Annotated in this window: 23 protein-coding genes; 8 read left to right on the top strand and 15 right to left on the bottom strand. The window is 66.7% G+C overall.

Features of this window, described 5'->3' with window-relative positions; genetic code table 11:
- Positions 1 to 48 precede the first annotated feature (48 nt).
- The 6 genes from VZ068_RS09900 (at position 49) to VZ068_RS09875 (ending at position 7,284) form a co-directional block, all read left to right on the top strand.
- On the top strand, positions 49 to 1,521 hold the full coding sequence (locus VZ068_RS09900) for an amino acid permease (RefSeq protein ID WP_259159797.1): 1,473 nt from the start codon (positions 49 to 51) through the stop codon (positions 1,519 to 1,521).
- Positions 1,522 to 1,594: 73 nt separating this feature from the next.
- Positions 1,595 to 3,025, top strand: coding sequence for an amino acid permease (locus VZ068_RS09895; protein ID WP_349657527.1), 1,431 nt, complete (start codon positions 1,595 to 1,597; stop codon positions 3,023 to 3,025).
- A gap of 743 nt (positions 3,026 to 3,768) precedes the next feature.
- Positions 3,769 to 4,422 (top strand): methylthioribulose 1-phosphate dehydratase, encoded by a 654-nt coding sequence (locus VZ068_RS09890; RefSeq protein ID WP_349657526.1) that lies wholly within the window; start codon positions 3,769 to 3,771, stop codon positions 4,420 to 4,422.
- Positions 4,423 to 4,459: 37 nt separating this feature from the next.
- Positions 4,460 to 5,026 (top strand): acireductone dioxygenase, encoded by a 567-nt coding sequence (locus VZ068_RS09885; RefSeq protein ID WP_259164300.1) that lies wholly within the window; start codon positions 4,460 to 4,462, stop codon positions 5,024 to 5,026.
- A 2-nt stretch (positions 5,027 to 5,028) separates the two neighbouring features.
- Positions 5,029 to 5,727, top strand: coding sequence for an acireductone synthase (gene mtnC, locus VZ068_RS09880; protein WP_259159790.1), 699 nt, complete (start codon positions 5,029 to 5,031; stop codon positions 5,725 to 5,727).
- Between the two features lie 516 nt (positions 5,728 to 6,243).
- A complete protein-coding gene (locus tag VZ068_RS09875; protein ID WP_259166338.1) occupies positions 6,244 to 7,284 on the top strand; it encodes a C13 family peptidase in 1,041 nt (346 codons plus the stop codon).
- Positions 7,285 to 7,724: 440 nt separating this feature from the next.
- On the opposite strand, the gene VZ068_RS09870 is transcribed toward VZ068_RS09875, so the two are convergent.
- From VZ068_RS09870 to hisS, 11 genes are all read right to left on the bottom strand, one after another.
- The gene (locus tag VZ068_RS09870) at positions 7,725 to 9,311 is read right to left on the bottom strand and encodes a calcineurin-like phosphoesterase family protein (RefSeq protein WP_349657525.1); all 1,587 of its coding nucleotides are present in this window, start codon (positions 9,309 to 9,311) and stop codon (positions 7,725 to 7,727) included.
- A gap of 583 nt (positions 9,312 to 9,894) precedes the next feature.
- Positions 9,895 to 10,515 (bottom strand): bifunctional phosphoribosyl-AMP cyclohydrolase/phosphoribosyl-ATP diphosphatase HisIE, encoded by a 621-nt coding sequence (gene hisIE / locus VZ068_RS09865; protein ID WP_259159787.1) that lies wholly within the window; start codon positions 10,513 to 10,515, stop codon positions 9,895 to 9,897.
- The gene (gene hisF / locus VZ068_RS09860; protein WP_349657524.1) at positions 10,505 to 11,281 is read right to left on the bottom strand and encodes an imidazole glycerol phosphate synthase subunit HisF; all 777 of its coding nucleotides are present in this window, start codon (positions 11,279 to 11,281) and stop codon (positions 10,505 to 10,507) included. Before hisF ends, hisIE begins: the two co-directional genes overlap by 11 nt.
- Positions 11,275 to 12,009 carry a 1-(5-phosphoribosyl)-5-[(5-phosphoribosylamino)methylideneamino]imidazole-4-carboxamide isomerase gene (gene hisA / locus VZ068_RS09855; protein ID WP_349657523.1) on the bottom strand — a complete coding sequence of 245 codons (735 nt, stop codon included), beginning with the start codon at positions 12,007 to 12,009 and terminating at the stop codon, positions 11,275 to 11,277. The genes hisF and hisA overlap by 7 nt, the downstream gene beginning before the upstream one ends.
- A complete protein-coding gene (gene hisH, locus VZ068_RS09850) occupies positions 12,006 to 12,608 on the bottom strand; it encodes an imidazole glycerol phosphate synthase subunit HisH (protein ID WP_259159782.1) in 603 nt (200 codons plus the stop codon). Before hisH ends, hisA begins: the two co-directional genes overlap by 4 nt.
- Positions 12,605 to 13,732, bottom strand: a complete 1,128-nt coding sequence (gene hisB / locus VZ068_RS09845; RefSeq protein ID WP_349657522.1) for a bifunctional histidinol-phosphatase/imidazoleglycerol-phosphate dehydratase HisB — start codon at positions 13,730 to 13,732, stop codon at positions 12,605 to 12,607. The genes hisH and hisB overlap by 4 nt, the downstream gene beginning before the upstream one ends.
- Positions 13,729 to 14,817 carry a histidinol-phosphate transaminase gene (gene hisC / locus VZ068_RS09840; RefSeq protein ID WP_349657521.1) on the bottom strand — a complete coding sequence of 363 codons (1,089 nt, stop codon included), beginning with the start codon at positions 14,815 to 14,817 and terminating at the stop codon, positions 13,729 to 13,731. The genes hisB and hisC overlap by 4 nt, the downstream gene beginning before the upstream one ends.
- On the bottom strand, positions 14,814 to 16,109 hold the full coding sequence (hisD, locus tag VZ068_RS09835; RefSeq protein WP_349657520.1) for a histidinol dehydrogenase: 1,296 nt from the start codon (positions 16,107 to 16,109) through the stop codon (positions 14,814 to 14,816). The genes hisC and hisD overlap by 4 nt, the downstream gene beginning before the upstream one ends.
- The gene (gene hisG, locus VZ068_RS09830; RefSeq protein WP_259159776.1) at positions 16,106 to 17,020 is read right to left on the bottom strand and encodes an ATP phosphoribosyltransferase; all 915 of its coding nucleotides are present in this window, start codon (positions 17,018 to 17,020) and stop codon (positions 16,106 to 16,108) included. The genes hisD and hisG overlap by 4 nt, the downstream gene beginning before the upstream one ends.
- A gap of 9 nt (positions 17,021 to 17,029) precedes the next feature.
- Complete coding sequence (locus VZ068_RS09825) at positions 17,030 to 17,356, bottom strand: YerC/YecD family TrpR-related protein (RefSeq protein WP_349657519.1); 327 nt, start codon at positions 17,354 to 17,356, stop codon at positions 17,030 to 17,032.
- A gap of 294 nt (positions 17,357 to 17,650) precedes the next feature.
- The gene (gene hisS, locus VZ068_RS09820; RefSeq protein WP_259164344.1) at positions 17,651 to 19,060 is read right to left on the bottom strand and encodes a histidine--tRNA ligase; all 1,410 of its coding nucleotides are present in this window, start codon (positions 19,058 to 19,060) and stop codon (positions 17,651 to 17,653) included.
- A gap of 247 nt (positions 19,061 to 19,307) precedes the next feature.
- Here hisS and VZ068_RS09815 point away from each other — a divergent pair, with 247 nt between their 5' ends.
- On the top strand, positions 19,308 to 19,931 hold the full coding sequence (locus tag VZ068_RS09815) for a helix-turn-helix domain-containing protein (protein ID WP_259164355.1): 624 nt from the start codon (positions 19,308 to 19,310) through the stop codon (positions 19,929 to 19,931).
- Positions 19,932 to 20,141: 210 nt separating this feature from the next.
- Here the strand turns inward: VZ068_RS09815 and VZ068_RS09810 are convergent, their stop codons facing one another.
- Entirely contained in the window at positions 20,142 to 20,885 is a 744-nt protein-coding gene (locus tag VZ068_RS09810) for a murein L,D-transpeptidase catalytic domain family protein (protein WP_349657518.1), read from the bottom strand.
- 103 nt (positions 20,886 to 20,988) lie between these two features.
- Complete coding sequence (gene thrC / locus VZ068_RS09805; protein ID WP_349657517.1) at positions 20,989 to 22,293, bottom strand: threonine synthase; 1,305 nt, start codon at positions 22,291 to 22,293, stop codon at positions 20,989 to 20,991.
- Positions 22,294 to 22,451: 158 nt separating this feature from the next.
- Between thrC and VZ068_RS09800 the strand changes: the two genes are divergently transcribed.
- A complete protein-coding gene (locus tag VZ068_RS09800; protein ID WP_259159769.1) occupies positions 22,452 to 22,766 on the top strand; it encodes an EthD family reductase in 315 nt (104 codons plus the stop codon).
- A 74-nt stretch (positions 22,767 to 22,840) separates the two neighbouring features.
- On the opposite strand, the gene VZ068_RS09795 is transcribed toward VZ068_RS09800, so the two are convergent.
- Both VZ068_RS09795 and thrA read right to left on the bottom strand, forming a co-directional pair.
- On the bottom strand, positions 22,841 to 23,815 hold the full coding sequence (locus tag VZ068_RS09795; RefSeq protein ID WP_259159912.1) for a homoserine kinase: 975 nt from the start codon (positions 23,813 to 23,815) through the stop codon (positions 22,841 to 22,843).
- Between the two features lie 11 nt (positions 23,816 to 23,826).
- A complete protein-coding gene (gene thrA, locus VZ068_RS09790) occupies positions 23,827 to 26,334 on the bottom strand; it encodes a bifunctional aspartate kinase/homoserine dehydrogenase I (RefSeq protein WP_349657516.1) in 2,508 nt (835 codons plus the stop codon).
- Positions 26,335 to 26,546 lie beyond the last annotated feature (212 nt).

Genomic DNA, 26,546 nt, shown 5'->3' with positions numbered 1-26,546 from the left:
TCGCCCAGGCGCGCGCGCCTTCCGTTCTGCCACTTAGGGATGTACCGAATGCTGAAGTCTCTGTTGAGGGTCAAACCGATCGAGCCCGCTGGACATGTGGATGCGGGCGAACCGGTCGAAGGCAGCCTGCAGGGCGAAGCGACGCTGCAACGGACCCTCACCGCCAAGCACCTGATCATGCTCGGCATCGGCGCGGTGATCGGCGCCGGCATCTTTGTCCTGACCGGCCAGGCCGCGGCCAATCACGCCGGCCCGGCGGTGATGTTGTCGTTCGTCTTCGCCGGCATCGCCTGCGCCTTCGCCGGCCTGTGCTACGCCGAGTTCGCGGCGATGATGCCGGTCTCCGGCAGCGCCTATTCCTACTCGTACGCCACTCTCGGCGAAGGCATCGCCTGGTTCATCGGCTGGTGCCTGGTGCTGGAGTACCTGTTTGCCGGTTCCAGCGTCGCGGTCGGTTGGTCGGCCTACCTCATCAGCTTCCTGACCGGCACGCTCGGTTTGCCGTTCCCGGCAGAGCTGGCGGGCGCGCCATTGACCTGGGACGGCCACGGCTTTGTCAGCTCCGGCAATCTCGTCAACCTGCCGGCCGTACTGATTGTCGGCGCGGTGAGCATGCTGTGCTACGTGGGCGTCACCCAGTCGGCATTCGCCAACGCGATCGTGGTGGCGATCAAGGTGGTGGTGATCTGCCTGTTCGTCGGCTTCGGCATCGCCTACATCGACCCGGCGAACTGGCACCCCTTCATCCCGGAGAACACCGGGCCGGGGCAGTTCGGCTGGGACGGGGTGTTCCGCGCGGCCTCCATCGTGTTCTTCTCCTATATCGGCTTCGACGCGGTCTCCACCTCCGCCGGCGAGACCAAGGACCCGCAGAAGAACATGCCGATCGGCATCCTGGTGTCGTTGGCAATCTGTACCGTCATCTACATCATCGTCTGCGCGGTGTTGACCGGCTTGCTCCCGTATACCCAGCTTGGCACCGCCAAGCCGGTGGCCACCGCGCTGGAAGCGCACCCGCAATTGAGCTGGCTCAAGACGGCGGTGGAGATCGGCGCGATCGCCGGCCTGTCCTCGGTGGTGCTGGTGATGCTGATGGCGCAGCCGCGCATCTTCTACACCATGGCCAAGGATGGGTTGATGCCTAAACTGTTCGGCAAGGTGCACCCGAAATTCCGCACGCCATACGTCGGCACCATCTTCGTCGGTGTGGTCGCGGCGCTGTTGGCCGGGGTGATCCCGCTGAACGTGCTGGGCGAACTGGTGTCGATGGGCACCCTGCTTGCCTTCGCCACCGTCTGCGCCGGCGTGATGGTGCTGCGCTTCACCAAGCCCGAGCTGCCGCGCCCGTTCCGGGTGCCGTTGGCGATGGTGATCTGCCCGCTTGGCGCATTGGCCTGCCTGTTCCTGTTCTTCCAGGCCTTCCAGGAACACTGGAAAGTGTTCGTGGGCTGGACCGTGATCGGCCTGTGCATCTATTTCGGCTACGGCATCCACCATAGCCGTCTGGCCCGCAAGGCCTGACCCTCTCAAGACCGGCGTCCGCGCCGGTCTTCTCGTTCAACGATCGCGCGCAGCGCCAAGCCGGAACCGCTCCATGTTCAAACAACTTTGGGCCACCAAACACCCGCACGCCAGCCATGAGGCGGCCGACGGGCTGGGCCTGCAACGCGCGCTCGGTCCCTGGGGGCTGACTGCCCTGGGCATCGGCGCGGTGATCGGCGGCGGCATCTTCGTGATTACCGGGCAGGCCGCAGCCGACCATGCCGGCCCGGCGATCGTGCTGTCGTTCGTGCTTGCGGCGATCTGCTGCGCGTTCTGCGCCATGGCCTACGCCGAATTCGCCGCCATGGTGCCGGTGTCCGGCAGCGCCTACACCTACACCTACGCCACCTTCGGCGAATTGGCGGCCTGGTTCATCGGTTGGATGCTGGTGCTGGAATACGGCGTCTCCGCCTCTGCGGTGGCGGTCAGCTGGACCGGCTATTTCCTCAGCCTGCTGGAACACTTCGGCATCCATTTGCCGGCCGCCCTGGTCAGCGCACCGCTGGACGGCAAACTGCAGCGCACCGGCGCGATCGCCAACCTGCCCGCTGCCGGCATCGTGCTGTTGCTGACCTGGCTGTGCTATGTCGGCATCCGCAAGTCGTCGGCGATGAACATGGCGATGGTGATCCTCAAGACCGGGCTGATCATCCTGGTCATTACGGCCGGCTGGAAGTACGTCGACCCGGCCAACTGGCATCCCTTCATCCCCGCCAACGAAGCACCGGGCAAGTACGGCATGGAAGGCGTGCTGCGTGGCGCGGCGATGGTGTTCTTCGCCTATATCGGCTTCGAAGCGGTATCGGTGGCGGCGCAGGAATCGCACCGGCCGCAACGCGATCTGCCGATCGGCATGATGCTGTCGCTGGTGATCTGCACCGTGCTCTACATCGCCATGGCCGCAGTGATGACCGGCCTGGTGCCATTCACCCAGCTTGGCACCGATGAGCCGGTGGTGACGGCGGTGGCCGCGCACCCGCAGCTGGCCTGGTTGCGGGTGGTGGTGGAAGTCGGCGCGCTGATCGGCTTGTCGTCGGTGGTGCTGGTGATGATCATCGGGCAGCCGCGCATCTTCATGATCATCGCGCGCGACGGCCTGCTGCCGTCGATCTTTACCCGCATCCATCCCAAGTACCGCACCCCGCACATCAACACCGTGATCACCGGCGTGGGGATCGCCCTGCTGGCAGCGGTGTTCCCGCTGGACGTGCTGGGCGAGCTGACCTCGATGGGCACGCTGATCGCCTTCGCCGCCGTGTGCGCAGGCGTGCTGATCCTGCGTTACACCCATCCGGAACTGCCGCGTCCGTTCCGCATTCCGTTCGCCTGGCCGATCTGCATCGCCGGTGTGCTGAGCTGCCTTGCCCTGCTGTCGGCCATGACTCTGCACAACTGGATGCTGATGGGGGTGTGGACGCTGGTCGGGCTAGTGGTCTATTTCGGCTACGGCTACCGCCACAGCCGTCTGCGCGACGGTCGCTGAGCACGCGCGCGCGTCAGCAGCCACTGACAAAACGACCGCCCGCCGGTGTATGGCAGAGCGGGTGACAGGTCTTCGGCTCCTGGGCGGCTGATCTATGACTTGGCTGCAGGACCCTGATCTGCGGTTTGGTTGCAGGGCCCTTGCCCGCCCACCATCGCGGGACACGCCGTGAATCCGTCCATGGAGGCTCTTATGCGGCATCCATGCCGCGTAAGGTCCCGCGACGGTGGGCGGGCAAGGACCTGTCGAGATGGTCGGTGTGCATCGTTGAAAGCAAAGGATGAGGTGCGATGGTCGAGCCACCGTGTCTCGACCCGCTTCTCGCCATCTTCCCATCGCAAGCCGAGCAGCAGGCAAGCGTTTAAACGCGCAACCTGCAAACGTCTCGCCTGCCGCCGCAGGCCGAGCGACATGCTTTCAAGAAAACAGCCGACCAATTGTCTGGTGCGGTGTCCTCGCCGGTTGCGGGACCGTGTGGCGGCATGGATGCCGCCACCGAGCCCCCAGGGACGGGTTCACGGCGTGTCCCGCAAGCGGTGAGGGCACCGCGCCCTCGACCGACTCAGCGTTTCACCTGGCCCTCTGACTGCCTCCGGCAAGAGGCGGCTAACAAAAAACCATTGCGTTCACCGCCTGACGCGCGCTCTTCATCGTCTGTCAGCCATTCGCGACCCGGGCGTGGCAGCAACAAACCCTGCTGCGCTGCACCTGACCGTAATCCGGCGGGGCAGTAGAATAGGTCCATGAATGCGACCACTGCCCCCCTGCCCCATAGCGCCGCCCGTCTGCACGAGCTGGCGCAGTTGCTGATCGGCAACATCCGCGAGCTGGCCCAGGCCGGCTGGACGCCAGCCACCAGTAGCAATTTCTCCCATCGCCTGGACGAGCAGCACGCCGCGATCACCGTCTCCGGCCGCGACAAGGGCCGCCTGGTCGAAGAAGACATCATGGTGGTGGACTTCGATGGCCAGGCCGTTGGCCGCCCGTTGCGCCCGTCCGCCGAGACCCTGCTGCACACCCAGCTGTATCGCCGGTTCCCGGAGATCGGCTGCGTGCTGCACACGCATTCGCCGGTGCAGACGATTGCGTCCCGCCTGTATGCGGGCAGCGGGGTGATCCGCCTGGAAGGCTACGAACTGCTCAAGGCCTTCGAGGGCAATACCACCCACGAAACCGCGGTGGACGTGCCGGTGTTCGCTAACACCCAGGACATGCAGGTGCTGGCCGCGCAGGTCGACGCCTTGCTGGACAAACAGAGCATGTGGGGGTATCTCATCGAAGGACACGGCCTGTATGCCTGGGGCCGCAACATGGCCGAGGCACGCCGTCACCTGGAAGCGTTCGAATTCCTGCTGCATTGCGAACTCGAACTGCTGAAACTGCGCGGCCCGCGCTAAGTACCGTCCGCCCCCCCCATTCGTGAGCCAGACCGCCATGAGCCGACTGCGTATCTTTGCCGACACCAACCCGACCACCCCGGAATTCGACAGCCGCGACGGCGAGTCGATCGCCGCCGAGCTGGTCAAGATCGGCGTGACCTTCGAGCGCTGGAAGGCCAGCCAGCCGGTGGAACCCGGTGCCACGCCCGAGCAGGTGATGGCTGCGTACCGCGCCGACATCGACCGCATCAGCGCAGAGCGCGGCTTCAAGACCGTGGACGTGGTGAGTATCGCCCCGGATAACCCCAAGCGCGACGAAATGCGCGCCAAGTTCCTGGACGAGCATTTCCACAAGGAAGACGAGGTGCGCTTCTTCGTCGCCGGCTCGGGCCTGTTCACGCTGCACGTGGACGACAAGGTCTACGAGATCGAATGCGTGAAGGACGACCTGATCGCCGTGCCCGACAGCACCCTGCACTGGTTCGACATGGGGCCGGAGCCGCACTTTGTGGCGATCCGCTTCTTCACCGAGCCGGACGGCTGGGTCGGCCACTTCACCGGCACCGAAATCGCCAAACAATTCCCCCGCTACGCCCCCGAGAAACCTCACAAGGCCAGCTGACGATGACACGACCGCAAGCGATCCTCACCGATATCGAAGGTACGACCAGCAGCATCTCGTTCGTCAAGGACGTGCTGTTCCCGTATGCACGCCGTGCTATGCCCGCCTACGTGCGCGAGCACGGCAACCACCCGCAGGTGCGTCACTGGCTCAACCAGGTGGCCGACGAGATTGGTGAAGACGTGCCGGACGAGGTGTTGATCGCCACGCTGCAGACCTGGATCGATGAGGACCGCAAGCACACCGCGCTGAAGGCCTTGCAGGGGCTGATCTGGGGCGACGGCTACAAGACCGCCGACTTCACCGCGCACATCTATGCCGATGCGGCGATCCAGCTGCAGGCCTGGCACGCGCAGGGCATCCCGCTGTACGTGTATTCGTCCGGCTCGGTGCCGGCGCAGAAGCTGTTCTTCGCGCATAGCGATGCGGGCGATCTGAGTGGCCTGATCACCGACTGGTTCGATACCGAAGTCGGCCCGAAGCGGGAGAGCGCCAGCTATCGCCGCATTGCCGAGCGCATCGGCGTGCCGGGCGCGGAGATCCTGTTCCTGTCGGACGTGATCGAAGAACTCGACGCCGCCCGGCGCGCCGGCCTGCGCACCGCGCTCCTGGACCGCCGCGAGGATTATCCGACGCCGCGCTCGGCCGAGGACGTGGGCAACCACCAGCGCGTGGAAAGTTTTTCGCAGCTGGTGTTTTGAGCCGGCAGGTTCGCTGAGACGTCGGCTGTCGCGGTGCGGCAGCCGATGAGGGTGCAGGATCGATGCGTCTCACGCGCCGGACTCGGCACCAGCGAGCCTTCGAGCCAGGCCTGATGCGAGTGGTCGACTCGTCTGCGGCCACCGTTCGCGGTCGCACGAGGACATCGCTTGCAGGCAGCAAGGCGGTGTCGAAGCCACTGCAGCGAGCTCGCCCGGCGCACACTGATTGCCAACGCATGCGTGCGTCAGTGGAGCTGACCGTTCGCCAGCTCCTGCATGCGCCAACGGGTTGGGCGACGGTGCGCAGCGTCTCGCAGGTCTGGACGTTGCCTTCTGGTCCGCGCATCGCCGCTGCCGGCTTGCGCCGTCGGCGCATCTGCCTGCGGGCAACCGCAGTCGCCTGACGGCAAGGTTCGTTCGATCGCTCCACGTACTCCCCTTCCCACCATCATCGAGGCATCGGCGTTGTCCCCATCGCTCCAATCACCCTTGGCGTCGCACGTGTTGGTACGCCGGATGCTGGTGCTGCTGGCCGTGGTCTTGCTGGTTGCCGGCTGTCATCCCGATGCGGGCGCGACGTTGCCGGCGCAGACCGCGGATGACGCGGCGCAGGTGGACCCGGTCGACCAGGCCGCATTGAAGAAGGCGCTGGTCGCGCTGCAAGCGCAGCGCCCCGGCGTCACCGACCTGTATGTCGTCGGCTTTGCCGGCGATGCCAGCGACGACGTATTTCGCAACGAAACGCTGTACCTCAGGCAATTGTTCGAACAACGCTTCGATGCGCGCGGCCGCGTGGTCACGCTGGTCAACAACCCGGACAACCTGGGCGAGCAGCCGTACGCACCGCTGGCGACTTACGACAATCTCTACGACACGCTCGCTGCGATCGGCAAACGCATGGATCGCAAGCAAGATGCGCTACTGCTGTTCGTCACCACCCACGGCACCGAGGACCACACGCTCTACGTCCAGGTGGATCAGAACGAAGAGGATTTCATCAGCCCGCAGGACTTGCGCAAGGCGCTGGACGATGCCGGCATCGACAACCGCATCATCGTGCTGTCGGCCTGCTATTCGGGTGGCTTCATTCCGGCGCTGCGCTCGCCGGACACGCTGATCCTGACCGCAGCACGCGCGGATCGGCCATCGTTCGGCTGTGGCAATACGTCCAATGCCACCTACTTCGGCCAGGCCTGGCTGATCGACGGCATGAACCACAGCGACGATCCGCTGGCCGCCTTTGCCATGGCCAAGACCGCGATCACCGCGCGCGAGAAACAGGACGGCGAGCTGCCGTCATTGCCGCAACAATCGCTGGGCCGGCGCATTGCGCCGGTACTGGCACGCTGGCGCGCCGGGCTGCACATCGGTCCGGCAGTTGCCTACCCGTACCCGCCGCTGGAGAACGCCCCCAACGCCGATGTGGACACCGACGCGCACGGCACAGCTGACGCCGAACCGGCAAGCGATACGGCCGAATCAGCGACGCCGGCACGGCCTGCGTCCCGACGGGAGGCCTCGCCCGACCAGACATCTGCAGCGCCGCCACAACGCTGAGCACTGAGCACTGAGCACTGAGACTAATTCTCATTTCGTCAGCGATGACACCGCGCCGCTACACTCGCGCAGCCAGCCAGCATTGCGCCAGCCAGCACCGATCTTCGCCAGCGCGCATCCGCCTGCCAGCCCGTATCTCAAGACGCCTCCTTCGTGGAGGCGTTTGCGTTTGTGGAACCCGACAAGAATTCCCTAGCAGCGCGCCGGTGCACGACGGGCCTCACCGCAACGCACTGCAGCACCGCCTTCCCGTAGGAGCGCACTTGTGCGCGAGGGCCTTACCGCAAGACACAGCCGCACCACCTTCCCGTAGGAGCGCACTTGTGCGCGACGGGCCTTACCGCAAGACACTGCCGCGCCACCTTTCCGTAGGAGCGCACTAGTGCGCGAGAGGCCTTACCGCAACCCACTGCCACACCGCCTTGCACGCCCGCATCCGCTCAAGGGTCGGCACGCTGCAGGCGGTACACCGTGCGTGCGCTGTACTGCCCTGTCGGCAACGTAGCGCGTACCTCGATCGCATGTTCGCCAACCTCGAGCGTGGTGGGCAACGCGCTACGCCACAGATGCGTCGACACGGTGGCCTCGGGCGAGCGGTCGTAACCACGCAGCCCGGGCGCTGCATCGTCGCGCGCGTTCTCCGCAAGCAGGCCCGGGTCCGCGCGCTCGACACGCTTCATCGCCTGCCACGGCCCACCGTCGATACGCGACTCCACCACGGTGGTGTCCTGCCCCATGAACACGTTTGCGTACACCCCCCAGGCCGGATACGCGCCCTGCCTCAGCACCTTGGGCGCAGACAGCGACAACTGCACATCGTCGGCCGCGCGTGCGACGTGATAGGCCAGCGTGTAGTCGCCGCTGGGCGCAACCTTCAGCACCGCATACCCGTTGGGCGTGCCGTCGCTCATCGTCGCATCGGGAATGCCGTCGGCATCCTTGACCCCGGACCAGAACGCACCGCAGGCCGCACCGACATTGTATTCGTGCAGCGGGCGCGCGCCCTGCCAGCCTTCGTCCGCGCCATGATCCACCTGCCGCTGCGTATGGCTGTGCGCGCTGAGCACCAGCACATGCGGGAACTCGCTCAGCAGCGCGAACAGCCGGCTGCGGTCGGCGTGCCGGAAGGTCTCCTGCCCCGGGGCCGCATCGAACAACGGAATATGCATGCCCAGCACCAGCAGGCGATTGCGCGGCAGCTGCGCCAGATAGCTCTGCAGAAACACGAACTGGTCCTCGCGCAGACCACCCACATACGCCGGCTTGCCGCCCGGCATGTAGATCACATCGTCCACAAACACGAAACTGGCATTGGCTTCTTCCACCGCGTAAGTGTCCGGCCCGTACACCGCACGCCAGCTGTCGAGCGACTGCAGGTCGTCGCCGGCATCGATATTGAGATCGTGATTGCCGGGCACATGGAACCACGGCACGCCAAGCTGCGTGGTGACCTTGTTCAAGGCCGGATACAGGCTCAGATCGTCGCTGACGATGTCGCCCAGCGTGGTGCCGAGCCGGGCGGCAGTCTTGCCGACCAGCGGCGCCACGATATCGCGCTGGTAGTAGCCCACATCGGTCAGGCTGGCGGTCTGGCTGTCGGCGAATACCAGCATGTCGAACCCGGCGCCCGACGCCTCCGCACGCGGCGTCAGCGCAAAATCCCAGTCGTGCGTCTTGCGGCCAGTGGCGGCGATGCCGCGGTATTTGTGCTTGGCAGAGCCGCGCGGTGCGTAATGTCGCCAGAACCCCGGCAATCCGTCAGCGGTTGGCACAAACCGGCGATCGCCCGGCTTGATCACGAACACCGTCTGCCCGTCGCGCACCGGCAGGCGGTAGCGGCCCTGCGCATTGGTACGCACGATCTGCTCGCCGTTGGACACCGCCACATCGGCAAGGCCGGGCTCATCGGCAGCGCGGCCGGCACGCCCGTCGCGCTCTTCGTAGACGATGCCATCGACCACCGCATCGCGCGCATAGGCGCTGCCGCCGAACCCCACCAGGACTAGAAGAGCGAAGCGAAGCTGCATGCGTGTTCCCGCGCCAAGACCAGCGGAAATTGTACCTGCCAGGGCAACCGGCACGGCGCAGGCGTGCAAATCGCACCACACCACATCGCAGGAGCGCACCCGCGCGCGACGGAGCTCTATCGGTAACGCATCGCGCCCAGGTGCGCTCCTACGCGGAGGCCGGCGAAACCCATACCTGCCGTGGGCACGGGGACGAAGCGGCGGGCGTGCCGCATCCCACACCACATCGTAGGAGCGCACCCGGGCGCGACGGAGCCCTATCGGTAACGCGTCGCGCCCAGGTGCGTTCCTACGCGGAGGCCGGCGAAACCCATACCTGCCGTGGCCACGCGAACGAAGCGGCGGGCGTGCTGCACACCACGTCACACCGCAGGAGCGCACCCGGGCGCGACGGGGCCTTATCGGTAACGCACCGCGCCCAGGTGCGCTCCTACGCGGAGGCCAGCGAAACCTGTACCTGCCGTGGCCACGCGAACGAAGCGGCGGGCGTGCTGCACACCACGTCACACCGTAGGAGCGCACCCGGGCGCGACGGGGCCTTATCGGTAACGCATCGCGCCCAGGTGCGTTCCTGCCGACCCACTTACTTGTGTCGCGACTCCAGCAGGGCCACCGCATCGGTCAGGCCAAGGCCGCGTGCGCGCAGCAGCACGATCAGGTGATACAGCAGATCGGCCGATTCGCCGAGCAGTTCCGCATCGCCTTGCACCACACCGGCCAGTGCGGTTTCCACGCCCTCTTCGCCCACCTTCTGCGCAATGCGGCGGATGCCTTGTTCGAACAGTTTGGTGGTGTAGCTGCCATGCGGGCGCTCGCGCTCGCGCGTGGCGATCAAAGCATCCAGGCTACCGAGGAACTGACCAGGCGCGCTCGGAAAACAACTGGTGCGGCCCAGATGACAGGTTGGCCCGTGCGGACGCGCCAGCACCAGCAGTGTATCGGCATCGCAGTCGGCCTCGATGGAGACCACGCGCAGCACGTTGCCCGAGCTCTCGCCCTTGGTCCACAGACGCTGCTTGCTGCGGCTGAAGAAGGTGACATTGCCGCCCTGCTGCGTTACTGCCAAGGCCTCGGCGTTCATGTAGCCCAGCATCAGCACGCGCAGGTTGTCGGCGTCCTGCACGACGACCGGCAGCAAGCCGTCGCCCTTGCTCCAGTCCAGCGCCTGCAGCGCGTCGTCGGTTGCCACGGTGTCACTGCCCATCACGTACCTCGATCTGTTGCGCACGCAGGAATTGCTTGAGTTCCGGGATCGGAATCGCGCCGCTATGGAACACGCTGGCGGCCAGGGCGCCATCCACATCGGCCTGGTCGAACACATCGGCAAAATGCTGCATCTGCCCTGCACCGCCGGAGGCGATCAACGGCACGCGACACAGCGCACGCACCTGGCGCAACTGCGCGATATCGTAGCCGCGCCGCACGCCGTCGTTGTCCATGCAATTGAGCACGATCTCACCTGCGCCCAGACGCTGCGCTTCGGCCACCCAATCCAGCGTGCGCATCGGCAGCGCCTGGGTCTTGCTGGGGTCGCCGGTGTAGCGACGCACCCGCCATTGGCCGTCTTGTTCGCGAATGGAATCGATGCCGACCACCACGCACTGCACCCCGAAGGCATCGGCCAGTTCGGAGATCAGTTGCGGGCGGCCCAGCGCCGGGGAATTGATGGAAATCTTGTCGGCACCGGCATGCAGCACCGCACGCGCGGTTTCGACATCCCGAATGCCGCCGGCCACGCAGAACGGAATGTCGATCAGCCGCGCCACGCGCTCGACCCAGGTGTAATCGACCGAACGCCCTTCCGGGCTGGCGCCGATGTCGTAGAAGACCAGCTCATCGGCGCCCTGCGCGCGATAACGCAATGCGAGTTCGACGATGTCGCCCATGTCGATGTGGTCGCGGAACTTGACGCCCTTGACCACGCGCCCATCGCGCACGTCCAGGCACGGGATGATGCGACGGCTCAACATGCCAATGCGTCCTTGAGATCCAGGTGACCTTCGAGCAAGGCCTTGCCCAGCACGATGCCGGCGCAGCCCGATGCCTTGGCCGCGGCGACGTCGGCCAGATTGCGCGCACCGCCGGACACCTGCACCTGCAGCTGCGGCGTCAGTGCACGCAGATGCGCGTACAGCTCCATGTTCGGCCCGGACAACATGCCATCGCGTGCGATGTCGGTGCACAGCAGGTGTTGCAGGCCGGCCTGCGCATAGCGCACCGCCAATTGATCCAGGGTAGCCTCGGCCGCTTCGGTCCAGCCATGCACCGGCAACTGCCACACACCCGCTGCATCCTGGCGCGTGTCCAGCGCAATGGTCAGGCGGTCCGCACCAAATTCCTGCAACCATGCAATGACCGTATCGCTCTCACGCACCGCCAGCGAGCCGATCACCACGCGTGCCGCGCCTGCGTCGAGGATGCGCGCCACGTCGTCGCGCGAACGCACGCCGCCACCGGTCTGCACCTGCACGCCGGTGGCGCGCGCGATCTCGCCCAGCGTGCCGGCCAAGGTATAGCCGCCAGCCTTGGCCGCATCCAGATCCACCAGATGCATCCACTGTGCCCCGGCATCGGCAAACGCCTGCGCACGCGGCACTACATCGTCGCCATACTGGGTTTCGCGCGCGTAATCGCCCTGCAACAAGCGCACCACGCGCCCGTTGCGGATATCCAGCGCCGGGTAGACGTTAAAACTCATGGGAAGCTCATCTCAAGAAAATTGCGCAGGATGCGGGCACCGGTGTCGGCCGAGCGCTCCGGGTGAAACTGCGCGCCGCAACGCAGGCCCTGCTGTACCACGGCAGTGAACAGGCCGCCGTGGTCGCAGGCGGCCACGGTGTCCGGCGTGACCGGCGCGGCGTAACCATGCACGAAATAGGCGCTGGCGCGTTCGGGCAGGCCGGCCAGCAGTGCCGATTCGCGCATCGGCACCAATTGGTTCCAACCCATATGCGGCACGCGGATGCCGAGCGCCGGCGTCATGTGGCGCACCACGCCCGGCAACACGCCCAGGCATTCCACATCGCCTTCTTCGGAACGCTCGAACAGCAGTTGCATGCCCAGGCAGATGCCGATCAACGGCACCTGCAACTGGCGCAACGGCTCGATCAACCCCTGTGCGCGCAGCCGTTTCATCGCTTCCGGTGCAGCGCCGACGCCGGGCAGGATCACCCGATCGGCGCCCCGCAAACCGGCCGCATCGCGTACCAGCCGTGCTTCCACGCCCAGCCGCTCCAGTGCGTAGCGCACCGAGCCCAGATTGGCGCCGCCAGCGTCGATCAGCGCAAGATCGGTCATAGCGCGCCCTTGGTCGACGGCAGCGCCGTGCCTTCGCGACGGATCGCCTGGCGCAAGGCGCGTGCAAGCGCCTTGAAACACGCCTCGACCTTGTGGTGATCGTTCTCGCCCCGCACGCTCAGGTGCAGGTTCAGTCCGGACGCATCGCAAATGGAACGGAAGAAATGCGGCACCAGCTCGGTGGGCATATCGCCGACGCGTTCGCGCTTGAATTCGCCATCGAACACGAAGTAGGGCCGGCCACTGAAATCCAACGCAGCGTTGGCGATGGTTTCATCCATGGGCAGAGTGAACCCATGTTGCGCACCCTCGCCCGCCGCAAGCCACGGGCTTTCAGGCGGATCGAACCCGTAACGGCCAATCCCGCGCTTGTTGCCCAGGGCTTCGCGCAGTGCCTGGCCCAGCGCCAGGCCGGTGTCTTCGATGGTGTGGTGCTCATCGATATGCAGGTCGCCGTCAGCGCGGATATCCAGCGCAAAACCGCCGTGCTTGCCGATTTGCTCCAGCATGTGGTCGAAGAACGGCAGACCGGTGGCGGTATGCGGTTCGGCCACGCGATCCAGGTCCAGCTCGACGCGTATCCTGGTTTCTTTGGTATTGCGCTGCACCGTTGCGCGCCGTGGCGCATCGGCCAGCTCGTGGGCGATGCCGGGCCAGTCCCACTCGCCGCCGAATTCGTCGGTACGCAGCTGAAAGCCGCGGATGTTGAGGTTCTGCGCGAACTGGATATCGGTCAGGCGGTCGCCCACCATCGCCGAACGTGACCAGTCGATGTTGCGGTCCTGCAGGTAAGGCACCATCAGGCCAACGCCGGGCTTGCGCGTCGGCGCATTGTCGGCCGGCCAGCTGCAGTCGATCAGCACCTCGCGGAACTCGATGCCCTGGCTGGCGAAGATCTGCAGCATCAGGTTGTTGGGGCCATCGAACGCGGCGCGCGGATAGCTCTCGCTGCCCAGACCGTCCTGATTAGTGACGATGACGAACTGATAGCCGGCATCGCGCAGCTTGAGCATTGCAGGGATCACGTTGTCGACAAAGCGCAGCTTCTCGTAGGCGTCGATCTGGTAATCGGCCGGCTCGGCGATCAGCGTGCCGTCGCGGTCGACAAAAAGAATCGGGGTCATGCGGCCTCCTGCTTGCGCTGCAGCGCGCCGAGCACGCGTTGGTTCTGTTCGACCGTACCCAGCGTGATGCGTAGTGCATCGGACAGGCGCGGCACTGCGCGTTGATCGCGCACTACCACCCCGGCTTCCAGTAGCGCCTGGAAAGCGGCCTCGGCGTCGTCGAAACGCACCAGCAAGAAGTTGCCTTGCGACGCGTACACCTTGCGAACGCCGGCCAGCTGCGTCAAAGCCATGCGCACGCGTTCGCGCTCGCTACGTACCTCGGCAATGCGCCGGCGCGTGACTTCCAGTGCCGGTGCAGACAGCGCCTGCTCGGCCATCGCCGCGCATGGCGTCGGCACCGGATACGGAGCCTGGCAGCGCCGCAACAACGCGATCAGCTCTGCATTGGCGATCAGGCTGCCGATGCGTGCGGCCGCGAGCGCATGCGCCTTGGACAAGGTCCGCAGCACGGCAAGATTGTCGTAGCGGCCCAACAGCGCAACCGCAGACGGCACGTCCGAAAATTCGCCATAGGCTTCATCCACAACCACCAGCGCCTTGCCCTGCAGTGCCTGCAATGCGACTTCGATGTCCTGCAACGAAATCGCCGACCCCGCCGGGTTGGACGGCGAACACAGGAACACCAGCTTCGCCTTCGAAGCCAGTGCCGCCTCGACGATGGCGCCGATGTCTGCATGGAATCCATCACGACCATCGACCAAGGGCACCTCGACCAGCGGCGCATTCTGCAAGCGCGCGCACACCGCATACATGCCGAACACCGGCGGCGTGACCACCACCGCATCGCGCTCTGGCACGCACAAACCGCGCACCAGCAGGTCGATCGCCTCGTCGCTGCCGCGCCCGATCAGCAGTTGCTCGGGCGCGCAGCCATACAGCTCGGCCAACGCCACGCGCAGGCCCTTGGGTTGCGGATCGGGGTAGCGCCGCGTGCTGCCATGGGGATCGGCCGGATTGCCCCAGGCCGACTCGTTGGCATTGAGCCAGACATCGCCCTGCAGCGCGCTGGTGCGCGCCGACGAATAGCCGGCAAACGCACGCAGGTCTTCGCGTACCAGTTCAAGAATCGATGGCGTGCTCATGCTGCCACTCCCATGCGCAATGCCACCGCATTGGCGTGCGCATCCAGGCCTTCGGCGCGCGCCAGGATCAGCGCGCATTCGCCGATGCCGGCGATACCGGCCTTGCTCGCCGCCTGCACGCTCACCATGTTCTGGAAGCTGGCCACGCTCACCCCGCTGTATGCGCGCGCCGCACCGCTGGTCGGCAGCACGTGGTTGGTGCCGCTGCAATAATCGCCCAGCGCTTCGGGCGTGTAGTCGCCGAGAAAGACCGAGCCGGCCGCTTCGACCTGGTTCAACCAGGCGCGCGGTTCGCGCAGCGCCAGGATCAAATGCTCGGGGGCATAACGGTTGCTGATCGCAAATGCCTCGTCCAGCGACTGCACCTTGATCAGCCGCGACTGCGCCAGCGCCTGACGGGCGATATCGGCACGCGACAGCTGCGCCAGTTGCGCATCCAACTCAACCTGCACGGCGGCAATCAACGCATCGCTGTCGGACAGCAACAACACCTGCGAATCCGGGCCGTGCTCCGCCTGCGATAAAAGGTCGGCGGCCACGAACGCCGGCTGCGCGCCGGCATCGGCAATCACCAGCACCTCCGACGGACCGGCCGGCATATCGATCGCCGCCGCGCCGGATTGCGCCACCTGCTGCTTGGCTTCGGTGACATAGCTGTTGCCGGGCCCAAACAACTTGTCGCAGCTCGGCACCGATTCGGTGCCATAGGCCATCGCCGCAATCGCCTGCGCACCGCCGAGTTTGAACACGCGGCGCACGCCGGTCAGCTGCGCGGCCACCAGCACCGCTGGATCCACGCTGCCATCCTTGCGCGGCGGCGTACACAGCACCACTTCACGGCAGCCGGCCAGACGCGCGGGAACCCCGAGCATCAACGCAGTCGACGGCAACGGTGCGCTACCGGCCGGCACATACAGCCCCACCCGGCCGATCGGCCGCACGATCTTTTCGCAGATCACGCCGGGCGCGGTTTCCACCGCGTAGCCGTCGCTCATGCCGGCGCGATGAAAGGTGTCGATGCGCGCGACGGCGTCCTGCATCGCCTGGCGCAGTTCCGGCGCCACGGCGGCTTCGGCGGCGGCGAATTCGGCCGCGCTCACTGCAAAGCTGTCCAGCGACACGCCATCGAAACGCGCGGTGATCTCACGCAATGCCGCATCGCCACGGGCGCGCACATCGGCGATCAAGCCGGCGACCGCCTCGCGCGTCTGTGTGGCCACGGTCTGTACCGGGCGCGTCAATGCGTCGGTGCGCGACGCGCCATCGAGTTGGGACCAATCGAGAATGTTCATGCCAGCGAGCGCTCCACCGTCAATACCATCAAGCCTTGCGCACCTGCGCGTTCGAGTTCTTCCAGCCGCTGCCAGGTCACCGCGCCATGGCACATGGTCTGCAAGCGCAGCGCGCCGTTGCCATCGTCGGGCAGTTGCACCAGCGGGTCGGCATCGGGCAGCAGGCGGCGCAGCGCATCCACGTTGTCGTGCTCGGCGCGGAACATCAGCAGCTTGCTGTCGCGCAGCTTGAGCACGCCGTCCATGCGCCGCAGCAGCATCGCCAGCAATGCCGCGCGTGCATCGGCCGGCTCGCGCACGGCGCCGGCCAGCACAGCCTCGCTTTCCATGACCAGCTCGACCGGCTTGAGCTGGTTGGCCGCCAGCGTGGCGCCACTGGACACCAGGTCGCAGATCAGATCGGCGGTACCCAGACGCGGGGCGATTTCAACCGAACCGGAGAGCTCGACCACCGTCGCGTCGATGCCCTGCCGCTCCAGCCAGTCGGCCAGGATCGCCGGATAGCTGGTGGCGATGCGCTTGCCGGCCAGTTGCGCCACGCCCTGCCAGTCCCATTCCTCCGGCACTGCCAGCATCAGCCGGCACTGGCCGAAACCGACCCCACGCACCGCGTGGTACGCGGCCGGCAAGCCGGCGCGGCGACGCGCCGATGCCTGCTCGTCCAGCTCGTTCTGGCCCACGATCCCCAAGTCGCAGACGCCATCGGCGATCAGGCCAGGAATGTCGTCGTCGCGCACCAGCAGCAGGTCCACCGGCAGCGATTCGCCGTAGCAGAACAATTTGTCGCGGCTCTGCCGCCAGCTCAGCCCGCAGGCGGCCAGCAGGCTGCGGGCCGGCTCGGCCAGGCGGCCGTTTTTCTGGATGGCAATACGCAACCGGTCACGTGCCGGCGCTGCCGTGGAAGCACTCATCTTGTTCTCTCAGTGGGAATCGACAGGGCGCGCGGCTTGCTCGCGCAGGGCCGCGGCATAGCCGCCGGCGCCGTGTTCCAGCGTGCGCGCAACGCGCCCGATGGTGGTGACGCTGACCTGGGTCAGCTCATGGATTTCGCGGTACGGCACACCCTTGATCAGCAACGGCACCACCCGCCAACGGTCGGACATGGCCTCCAGCTCGGCAGGCGTGCACAGGTCGCGCAGGAAGGCCTCGACCGAAGCTGGTTCTTTCAGGCACGCCAGGGCATCGGCCAGCATCTTGAGGGAGGCAGCGACATCGGTGGTTTCGCGGGGGGCGGGTCGTTGTTTCATTGCGTTAATGTAATAGCGTGTTAGTACATTAACGCAAACGACATGAATTGTCACCGGCTGGACGCGGTGTTTGAGTGGTTACCTGAGCTGAGGCGGCGGAACGCCCCTCATCCGGCGCTGCGCGCCAGCTTCTCCCGTCAACGGGAGAAGGACATGATTCCTGGAATTCGGACTCTCACTGGCCTGTCCCGCTCAGCAGCTGACGGGCGCAGCTCGTCCAAGCCAAGCCCTCCCCCTCTCCCGCCTCGCGGGAGAAGGTGCCCCGTCAGGGCGGATGAGGGGTGGCAGCGCCGCTCACATCACCTTGGCCTGCTCCAGCTCCACCTGCAGCGTACTCGCCAACTCCTCGCGCGCCACATCGAACTGCTGCTCACGCACGAGGTCCTTGACCGCAACCACGCCGCGCGCCAGTTCGTCGTCGCCGGCCAGCACCACAAAGCGGATGCCCGCGCGGGCGGCGTACTGGAACTGCTTGCCGACCTTCTTCGGCTCCATCTGCACTTCAGTGTTGATGCCGCCGATACGCAGGCGGCGCGCGATATCCAGCGCGTCGTCCAGGCGGGTTTCGTCCATCAGCGCCACCATGGCCTGCACGCTGCTTTCTGCGATGCCCTGGATCAGGCCGGCCTCGCGCAGCTGCCAGAACAACCGGGTCAGGCCGATCGAGATGCCCACGCCCGGCAGCCTGGACTTGGTGTAGTGGCTGGCCAGGCTTTCGTAGCGGCCGCCCGAGCAGATCGAGCCGATCTGCGGGTGATCGGTCAGCGTGGTTTCGTAGACGGTGCCGGTGTAGTAATCCAGCCCGCGCGCGATCGAGAAGTTCAGGCAGTACGCCGTCTCCGGCACGCCCAAGGCCTTGACCAGTTCCAGCACCTCGCGCAATTCGGCAATGCCCTCGCCCAGCGTCGCGCTCGCGCCTACCGAGGCTTCCAGCGCCTGCAGCTGCGCCAGCGCATCGGCATGCCCAGTCGAGCGCACCGCCACGAAGGCCAGGATCTTGTCGACCTGCTCGGCGGCGATGCCGAAGCCCTCGCCCACCAGCGTGTCGCGCACGTAATCGGCGCCGCGCTTGTCGATCTTGTCGACCTCGCGCAGCACCGCCAGCTGCAGCTCGCCCTCGGCCACGCCCAGGCTTTCGAAAAAGCCGCGCAGCAGCTTGCGGTTGTTCAACTGCACCTTGAACTCGCCGATGCCCAGCTCGGCAAACACCGCGTGGATCACCGCCAGCACTTCGGCGTCGTAGCGGATGCTCAACGCATCCTTGCCGATCACATCGATATCGCACTGGTAAAACTCGCGGAAACGCCCGCGCTGGGCACGCTCGCCGCGGTACACGCGCTGCATCTGGTAGCGGCGGAACGGGAAGCTCAGGTCGTGCTCGTGCTCGGCCACATAGCGCGCCAGCGGCACGGTGAGGTCGAAGCGCAGCGCCAGCTCCGGCAGGCCGCCGCTCTCGGCACCCTCGTCGGCTGCGGCGGCGGCATTGGCCAGCGCGCCGGTGGACTGCACGAAGTACACCTGGCGCTCGGTTTCGCCGCCGGATTTGGTCAACAGCACGTCGGACAACTCGAACACCGGGGTTTCGACCGGCAGGAACCCGAACCGCTCGTAATTGCGGCGGATGACGTCCAGCATGCGCTGGAACGCGATCTGCTCGCGCGGCAGCAATTCCATGATGCCGGGCGGCGTACGGGGCTTGATCACGAGCGAAACTCCTGCAGGACGACTGGGCGAGCCGGCAATTCTACCGGCTGGGCGGCCATGCTGACCGCATGGCGTATCATCGATCTGCGTCCCAGGCAGTGCGTGACTCATGTACCGGCAGCTTTCAGACCCCAGCACGACCTGTCCGGCACCCGGCACGGCAGCGGGCAGCGATGCGCGCAGCTCCGACTGTGCGCTATGCGCGGTCCGCGGCCGCGCGATCTGCGCGGCACTGTCGCCACAGGAAATGGACGCGCTCGATCAGGCCACCACCGCGTCCAGCTACGCACCCGGCAGTACGCTGGTGCGTGCCGGCGATCTGCGCCAGCATGTCTACACCGTCACCTCTGGCGCCTTGCGCATGGTGCGCACGCTGGCCGACGGCCGCCGCCAGATCACCGGTTTCGTGCTGCCCGGCGACTATGTGGGGCTGACCGAAACCGCGCAGCACCGCCACGATATCGAAGCCATCGTCCAAACCCGCGTGTGTCGCACGCCGCTGGCGCAGATGCGCCAGTTGCGCGATCGCTCCCCGCAGCTGGAACGCAAGCTGCTGCAACGTGCCAGCATGGAACTGGCTGCCGCGCAGGACACTGGCCTGCTGCTGGCGCGGCTGCAACCCAGCGAACGGCTGGCGCACTTTCTGTTGCGTCTGGCCGCCCGCTCCACCGAGCCCGGCGCCAGCGGCGACACCGTGGCGCTGCCGATGAGCCGCGGCGACATTGCCGACCATCTCGGCCTGACCATGGAAACGGTGAGCCGCACCTTCACCAAACTCAGGCAGCAGCAGCTGATCGCGCTACCGCAGCTGCAGTTGGTGCAGATCCTGGATTACGCCGCCCTGCGCCGCCTGGCAGGCGATACGGCCTGAGCGCTGTCTGGCCGATGGCGGTCGAACGGCTGGCTGGATTGCATGACCGCCCCGCTGCGCGGTGGCAACGCCGCAATGTCAGCAGTGGCGTTGAACACCCCCATGCGCCGCCCCGGTGGCGGCACCCAACGCGGCAGCCGCGCAGAGGCGCTCGAGTCACGCCAGTTGCGGTCTCAACTGCAGTCCCGAATCAACCCGCAGCGCCATGCATCAGCGGCCGCCCACCGCACTCGCCACCGAGGCACCGCAGCCGCTACTGAGTAGTTGCGACTGCCGCAGCCAGGCGCGGTCCGGGTAATAGGCGAAGACGAAGGCGCCTTCGCGCAAAGTATCGATCAGCTGCCTGGCCACGGCCGGCCGCACTGCGGGGCAACCCAGGCTGCGCCCGAGCCGGCCCTGGGTGCGGATGATGGCCTCACTGACATAGGGCGCGCCGTGGATGACGATGGCGCGGTCGCGTGCGTGATCGTTGAAGCCCGGCTCCAGGCCTTTGAGCCGCAACGAGTAGCCGTTGTGACCGGTATACGACTCCTGCGCGGTGAACGCGCCCAGGCTGGACTGGAAGCTGCCGTCGGCGTTGGAGAACTTCGCGGCCAGGTTCTCGCCCGTGTTGCGCCCGTGCGCCACCCATTCCTGAAACAACAAACGCTGCTTGGCCAGATCGAACACCCAGAGCCGACGCTCGGTCGACGGCCGGCTGTAGTCGATGACGCTGAGCACACGCTCGGCGCCCACCTGCTGACGCTGACGCGCGCATTGCAGCGCCTCGGCCGCCAGCGCCAGCACCTGGCGGTCCAGCGACGGCGCCTGGCGTGCCAAGGCATCGATCAACCCCGCACGCGGCGCGCCCAAGGGCGACACCGGGGACGCAACCATGGCGTCGGCCGCCGTGGCCGCACCCGCCACTACGCAGCCGCACAAGGCGGCAGCAACGGCAATCACTCGATAAGACATGCAGCAACCCACATCGAACGCGGCGCCACGCCGGGGCCGCACCCCGATAGAGATAGCCCCATGCGCGGCACTTTCCAACCCCGGCTGGCTGAACGCGTTTGGCTCAGGCCGCATCCGCAAGCAGACGCCGCCGGAATGCCGCGTAGTCCGGCGCCAGCGCTTCGGCATGTGCGGGACGCTGCAACAACGCTGCCAGCGCCGGCGGCACATCGACCGCCCGGCCGATCAACGGCTCCACCACGCCCTCGAACTTGGCCGGGTGCGCAGTGGCCGCCACGGCCCAGTCCCCGGTGACGCCCTCGGCACCTTCGGCACGCAGTTGCTCCAGCACATGCACTGCGGTGGCGGTGTGCGGGCAATGCACCTCGCCGTAGCGCGCATACCGCTGCCGGATGGTGTGGCTGATGGCCGCATCGTCAACCGACAACGCCCGGAACGCCTCGCGCAACGCCGCATCGTCGCCTTGGTACAACCAGCGCAGCCGCTCGAAATTGCTCGGTGCGCCCACGTCCATAGCATTGGCCAGGGTCGCCACGCTGGGCTGCGGCGCGTAATCGTCGCCGGCGAAGTAATCGGGCAACACGTGGTTGGCATTGGACGCCAGCGCGATCTTGCCCAACGGCACCCCGAGCGCACGCGCCAGGATCGCCGCCAGCCCGTTGCCCAGATTGCCGGTAGGCACCACCAGATTCAGCACACTGCCGGTGGCGGCCTGGTGCTGCAGGCCCGCGTGCGCGTAATAGCTCATCTGCGGCAGCAGCCGGCCCAGGCTGATGCTGTTGGCCGAGCTCAGCGGCAGCTGCGCCTGCAGCGGCGCATCGTTCAGGGCCTGCTTGACCATCGCCTGGCAATCGTCGAACGAGCCGGCCACGCGCAGGGCCTGGATGTTGTCGCCAAAGCAGCCCAGCTGATGCGCCTGCCGCGGCGACACGCGGCCATCCGGATACAGCACCACCACGCGCAGGCCGGGCTGGCGATGGAACGCCGCCGCCACCGCAGCGCCGGTATCGCCGGAGGTGGCGACCAGGATGGTGAGCGGGCGGTCTTCGGCCCGGCGCAGGCGGGTCAGGCAGGCCGCCAGGAAGCGCGCACCGAAATCCTTGAATGCGGCAGTGGGGCCATGAAACAGCTCCAGCGCGTAGTCGCCGGGCGTGGCCAGCGGCGCCAGCGGCGCGGGGAAATCGAACGCTTCGGCGCAAATGGCCGGCAACTCGGGTGCCAACGCATCGCCTTCGAAAAACGGCTGCAGCAACGTGGCGGCGGTCGCAGCCAGATCGGCACCGGCGGCCAGCATGCGCGCCGGCGGCAAGGCCTGCGGCACATACAGTCCGCCATCGGGGGCCAGGCCGGCGGCAATCGCCTGACTCAGGCTTGCGGCGGGTGCGCCGCCACGGGTGGAGATGAACATCAACGTGACTCCAGGCAAAGACAGGACCGGGCGTTACCCGGCAATGAAATGGGCGAAGGAATGGACATGGTTGGCACAGTCGCTGCGTTCCGCCGGATGGTCCCCTGCACCGACTGGCACGGCGCTATGCTGCGCGCACCTTTCCGTGGAGTCGGCAGATGATCAAGGTTAGCGTGATGTACCCCTACCGCGACGGTGCCCGTTTCGACCACACTTACTACCGCGACCAGCACATGCCGCTGGTGAGCGCGCGTATGGGCGCGGCCTGCCTGCGTTACACGGTGGACAAGGGACTCAGTGGCGGCGACCCCGGCAGCACGCCGGCCTTCATCGGCATGTGCCATATCTTTTGCGACTCGGTGGAAGCGTTCAACGGCAGCTTCGGCCCGCACGCAGCGGAGATCCTGGGCGACATCCCCAACTACACCGACCTGAGTCCGGTAATGCAGATCAGCGAGGTCGTCGTGGAATGAGGTACGTGCAGCGTGTTGCATGGCCCACACGCCGCACGCTGCATCGTTCCGAACTGAGAGGTGCAGATGCCGGGTCATTCGATCAGCCGCGCGGCCGGGCTGGCGATCGGCGATACCCAGAACTGGCTATCGAACCCGGCAGCGGCAAAGGCAGCCTGTACCGCAGGCGCGGCGGCGTGCGCGGCGGCGCGCGTTTCGAACCACGCAAACACGCTGGGGCCGGCACCGGAAATGCTTGCACCCATCGCGTCATGCGCCAACGCCGCCTGCTTGGCGGCTGCAAAGCCGGCGATCAACGGCGCACGGCGTGGCTCCACCAGCACATCGCGCAGGCCCGCGCGCACCAACCCGGCATCGCCGGCATGGCAACCCGCCAGTACCAACGCAAGATTGGTGCTCTGCGCGACGAACTCGCGCAACTGGTAATCGCCGGCCAGGGCCTCGCGCGCGCGCCGGGTTTCCAGCACCGCGTCCGGGTGCACCAGCAAGCTGTGCCAGGCCGCCGGCACTGCGACCGGCACCAACCGCTCCAGCGTGCACACCACCAGACCGCCTAAAAACAGCGGCCCCAGATTGTCGCCATGCCGGCTCCCGCTGGCGACGGCTTCGCCATCGAGCGCATGCTGATACAGCTGCGCATTGCTCAGCGGCGTATCCAGCAGCGCGTTTGCCGCCACCAGCGCAGCCACACACGAGGCTGCCGAGCCCCCCATGCCCGAGCTCAGCGCAATGCCCTTGTCGATCTCCACCTCAAAACCGTATGGCAGATCCAACGCAGCGCGCAGCGACATCAAGGCCGCACCGGCGGTGTTGCGCTCGGCATCCAGCGGCAACGCGACGGTTGTGCCGCGAATGGCGGCGATGCGTACCACTGGCGCATCGACACGACGCACGGTCACCGTGTCGCCCACGCCATCGACCGGATATCCCAACAAGTCAAAGCCCACCGCCACGTTGGCAACCGATGCCGGGGCGAAGGCGCGCGCCTGGTGCAGAGCGTGCGCGCCGCGCGACGCGCCTTGCGCATGCGCGACTGCCGATTGACCGATCACCGCCTGGCTCACAACCGCGCCCCCTCGCCGGCCGCCACGCGCAGCAGGTCGGCAAACACACCTGCTGCGGTCACTTCCGGCCCGGCGCCCGGGCCCTGCACCACCAACGGGTTCTCGCAGTAGCGACGCGTAGTGAACTGCACCACGTTATCGGTCAGGCGCAGGTTGGCGAAGGCATGATCGGCAGGCAGTTCCACCAGTCCCACGCTCGGTGCGCGATCCGGCGGCAGCTGCGCGACATAGCGCAGCACGTTGCCGCGCGCACGCGCGTCGGCCAGGCGCTGCGCGAACGTGGCATCCACTTCATGCAGGCGCGCCATGAAATCCTCCACGCTGGCCTGGCGTAATGCTTCGGGCACCAGGCTTTCGACCTGCACGTCTTCCAGGCTGATCGCACGCCCTGCTTCGCGCGCCAGGATCACCAGCTTGCGCGCCACATCCACACCCGACAGATCGTCGCGCGGATCCGGCTCGGTATAGCCCATGCCACGCGCCTGCGTCACCAACTCGGCGAACGGCACGCTGCCGTCGTACTTGTTGAACAGCCACGCCAATGTGCCGGAGAAGATGCCTTCAATCGAGGTCACCGCATCGCCGGTATCGACCAGGTCGCGCAGCGTGGTGATCACCGGCAGTCCCGCGCCCACGGTGGCCTCGTAACGGAAACGCGCGCCGCTGGCATCGGCCGCCGCGCGGATCGCCTGATACCGCTGCAACGGGCCGGAGCCGGCCTGCTTGTTCGGCGTCACCACGTGGATGCCGGCAGCCAACCAGTCCGCATAGCGGTCGGCCACTTCCGCGCTGCCGCTGCAATCGATGATCACCGTGTGCGGCAGATGCGCGGACAACAGGTGCGTGGTGAAACGTTCCAGATCGGTCGCGGTGGCTGCGGCGGCGAAGGCATCGCGCCAGTTGCCGACCAGGCCGCGCTCGTCGAGCAACATGCGGCCGCGCGAGACCACTGCGCGCAGGCGAAGATCCAGGTTGGCCTTGCCCAGCAATTGCGGCTGCGCAATGCGCAACTGGTCCAGCAAGGCCGCGCCCACGTTGCCTGGCCCGATCACGCCTACCGAGAAGGTCTGCGGCGAGAGCCAGAAGCCGGCATGCGCCGCGCGCAAGGCCTTGGTAGCATGCGCCGCATCGATGGCCACCGAGATGTTGCGCTCGGACGAGCCCTGCGCGATCGCCAGGATATTGACCTGCGCACGCCCCAGCGACTCGAACAACCGTGCCGCCACGCCCGGCTGGCCGGCCATGCCATCGCCCACTGCCGCCAGCACGCTGATGCCGGTGGTCAGCTGCACACGCTGCACCTGGCCAACCGTGAGTTCATGCGCAAACGCCTGCAACAAGGCGTTGCGCGCGCGCTCGGACTCATGCTGTTTGACCACGCAACAGATCGAATGCTCCGACGAGCCCTGCGAGATCATCACCACCGATACCTGCGCCGTGCGCAGCGCCGCGAACACGCGCTCGGCCGTACCCGGCACGCCGATCAGGCCGGTGCCTTCCAGATTCAGCACGGCCAGGTCGGGGCTGAGCGTCAGCCCCTTGATCGGCCCGCTCACCGCGCTGCTGGCAGTGATGCGCGTACCCGGATGTTCGGGCTGGAAGGTGTTGCGGATGATGATCGGCAGGCCGCGTTCGATCGCCGGGGACATGGTCTGCGGATGCACCACCTTGGCGCCGAAATACGCCAGCTCGCAGGCTTCGTCGTAGCTCAGCGTTTCCAGCTGCACCGCTTCGGGCACCACGCGCGGGTCGGCCGAGAGCACGCCGTCCACGTCGGTCCAGATATGCAGCTCATCGGCATCGAACAAGGCCGCGAAGATCGCGCCGGAATAATCGCTGCCGTTGCGCCCCAGCGTGGTGATGCGGTCGGCGCGGTCGCGCGCCACGAAGCCGGTGACCACCACGCGCGTCTGCGGATACGCCTGGCGCCAGGTTGCAAGGCGCTGCGCGCTGGTGTCCCAGTCCACATCCACGCCGAGTTCGCCGCGATTGACCACCAGCACATCGCGCGCATCCAGCACCGCGCAATCTTCGCCAAGCGCGCGGAAATGGTCGCCCAGCAATTGCGCCGAATACACCTCGCCCAGGCCTTGCACGCGGTCGAGCACCTCGCGCGGCAACTCGCCGATCACCGCCAATGCGCCGAGGATCTGCGACAGGTGCTCGAAGCGCTCGTCCAGCCACTCCACCGTCGGCCCCGAATGTTCGCCAAGCAAGGCCACCGCCGCACCGCGATGACGCGCGCGCGTCTCATGCCAGCGCTCGCGCCACTCCGGGCGGTTCTGCGCGGCCAGCTCGGCCAGTTCGATCAAGGCATCGGTCACCCCCTTCATCGCCGAGACCACGGTGACCTGCACCGACTCGTCGCGTGCCAGCAACAGCTGCGCCACGTGCCGGTAGCGCTCGGCATCGGCCACCGAGGTGCCGCCGAATTTATGCACGACGGTGCGTGCGGACGATGCGGCAACAGCAGCGGGTTCGAGCGAAACGACAGACGATGACATCGACAGACCTCGTTAGGGAGGCCCCGTCCGCATCAGATGAGGGAGGAAAGCCCCCGCATCCTGATCCGGGTGCGGGGCCGTTGTTTTCGGAAGTTACGCGAAGACGACGGGCCGCACCGGGCGAATGGTGACGGTGGTAATGGTGGTGGTAATGCCGGCCACGCCCGCACCCGGCCGCAGTCGCGGCTGGCAGAGAAGCGAAACGGTGGCGG

Source organism: Xanthomonas sp. 10-10 (assembly GCF_040182365.1).
GTDB classification, from domain to species: Bacteria; Pseudomonadota; Gammaproteobacteria; order Xanthomonadales; family Xanthomonadaceae; genus Xanthomonas; species Xanthomonas arboricola_F.
The sequence above is the reverse complement of the archived record's forward strand: the minus strand, read 5'-3'. Positions and strand labels throughout refer to the sequence as shown.

Excerpts from the sequence above, each read along its gene's own strand:
- VZ068_RS09900 (WP_259159797.1), top strand. The coding sequence starts at position 49 with ATGCTGAAGTCTCTGTTGAGGGTCAAACCGATCGAGCCCGCTGGACAT.
- VZ068_RS09895 (WP_349657527.1), top strand. The coding sequence starts at position 1,595 with ATGTTCAAACAACTTTGGGCCACCAAACACCCGCACGCCAGCCATGAG.
- VZ068_RS09890 (WP_349657526.1), top strand. The coding sequence starts at position 3,769 with ATGAATGCGACCACTGCCCCCCTGCCCCATAGCGCCGCCCGTCTGCAC.
- VZ068_RS09885 (WP_259164300.1), top strand. The coding sequence starts at position 4,460 with ATGAGCCGACTGCGTATCTTTGCCGACACCAACCCGACCACCCCGGAA.
- mtnC (WP_259159790.1), top strand. The coding sequence starts at position 5,029 with ATGACACGACCGCAAGCGATCCTCACCGATATCGAAGGTACGACCAGC.
- VZ068_RS09875 (WP_259166338.1), top strand. The coding sequence starts at position 6,244 with ATGCTGGTGCTGCTGGCCGTGGTCTTGCTGGTTGCCGGCTGTCATCCC.
- VZ068_RS09870 (WP_349657525.1), bottom strand. The coding sequence starts at position 9,311 with ATGCAGCTTCGCTTCGCTCTTCTAGTCCTGGTGGGGTTCGGCGGCAGC.
- hisIE (WP_259159787.1), bottom strand. The coding sequence starts at position 10,515 with ATGGGCAGTGACACCGTGGCAACCGACGACGCGCTGCAGGCGCTGGAC.
- hisF (WP_349657524.1), bottom strand. The coding sequence starts at position 11,281 with ATGTTGAGCCGTCGCATCATCCCGTGCCTGGACGTGCGCGATGGGCGC.
- hisA (WP_349657523.1), bottom strand. The coding sequence starts at position 12,009 with ATGAGTTTTAACGTCTACCCGGCGCTGGATATCCGCAACGGGCGCGTG.
- hisH (WP_259159782.1), bottom strand. The coding sequence starts at position 12,608 with ATGACCGATCTTGCGCTGATCGACGCTGGCGGCGCCAATCTGGGCTCG.
- hisB (WP_349657522.1), bottom strand. The coding sequence starts at position 13,732 with ATGACCCCGATTCTTTTTGTCGACCGCGACGGCACGCTGATCGCCGAG.
- hisC (WP_349657521.1), bottom strand. The coding sequence starts at position 14,817 with ATGAGCACGCCATCGATTCTTGAACTGGTACGCGAAGACCTGCGTGCG.
- hisD (WP_349657520.1), bottom strand. The coding sequence starts at position 16,109 with ATGAACATTCTCGATTGGTCCCAACTCGATGGCGCGTCGCGCACCGAC.
- hisG (WP_259159776.1), bottom strand. The coding sequence starts at position 17,020 with ATGAGTGCTTCCACGGCAGCGCCGGCACGTGACCGGTTGCGTATTGCC.
- VZ068_RS09825 (WP_349657519.1), bottom strand. The coding sequence starts at position 17,356 with ATGAAACAACGACCCGCCCCCCGCGAAACCACCGATGTCGCTGCCTCC.
- VZ068_RS09815 (WP_259164355.1), top strand. The coding sequence starts at position 19,308 with ATGGACGCGCTCGATCAGGCCACCACCGCGTCCAGCTACGCACCCGGC.
- VZ068_RS09810 (WP_349657518.1), bottom strand. The coding sequence starts at position 20,885 with ATGTCTTATCGAGTGATTGCCGTTGCTGCCGCCTTGTGCGGCTGCGTA.
- thrC (WP_349657517.1), bottom strand. The coding sequence starts at position 22,293 with ATGTTCATCTCCACCCGTGGCGGCGCACCCGCCGCAAGCCTGAGTCAG.
- VZ068_RS09800 (WP_259159769.1), top strand. The coding sequence starts at position 22,452 with ATGATCAAGGTTAGCGTGATGTACCCCTACCGCGACGGTGCCCGTTTC.
- thrA (WP_349657516.1), bottom strand. The coding sequence starts at position 26,334 with ATGTCATCGTCTGTCGTTTCGCTCGAACCCGCTGCTGTTGCCGCATCG.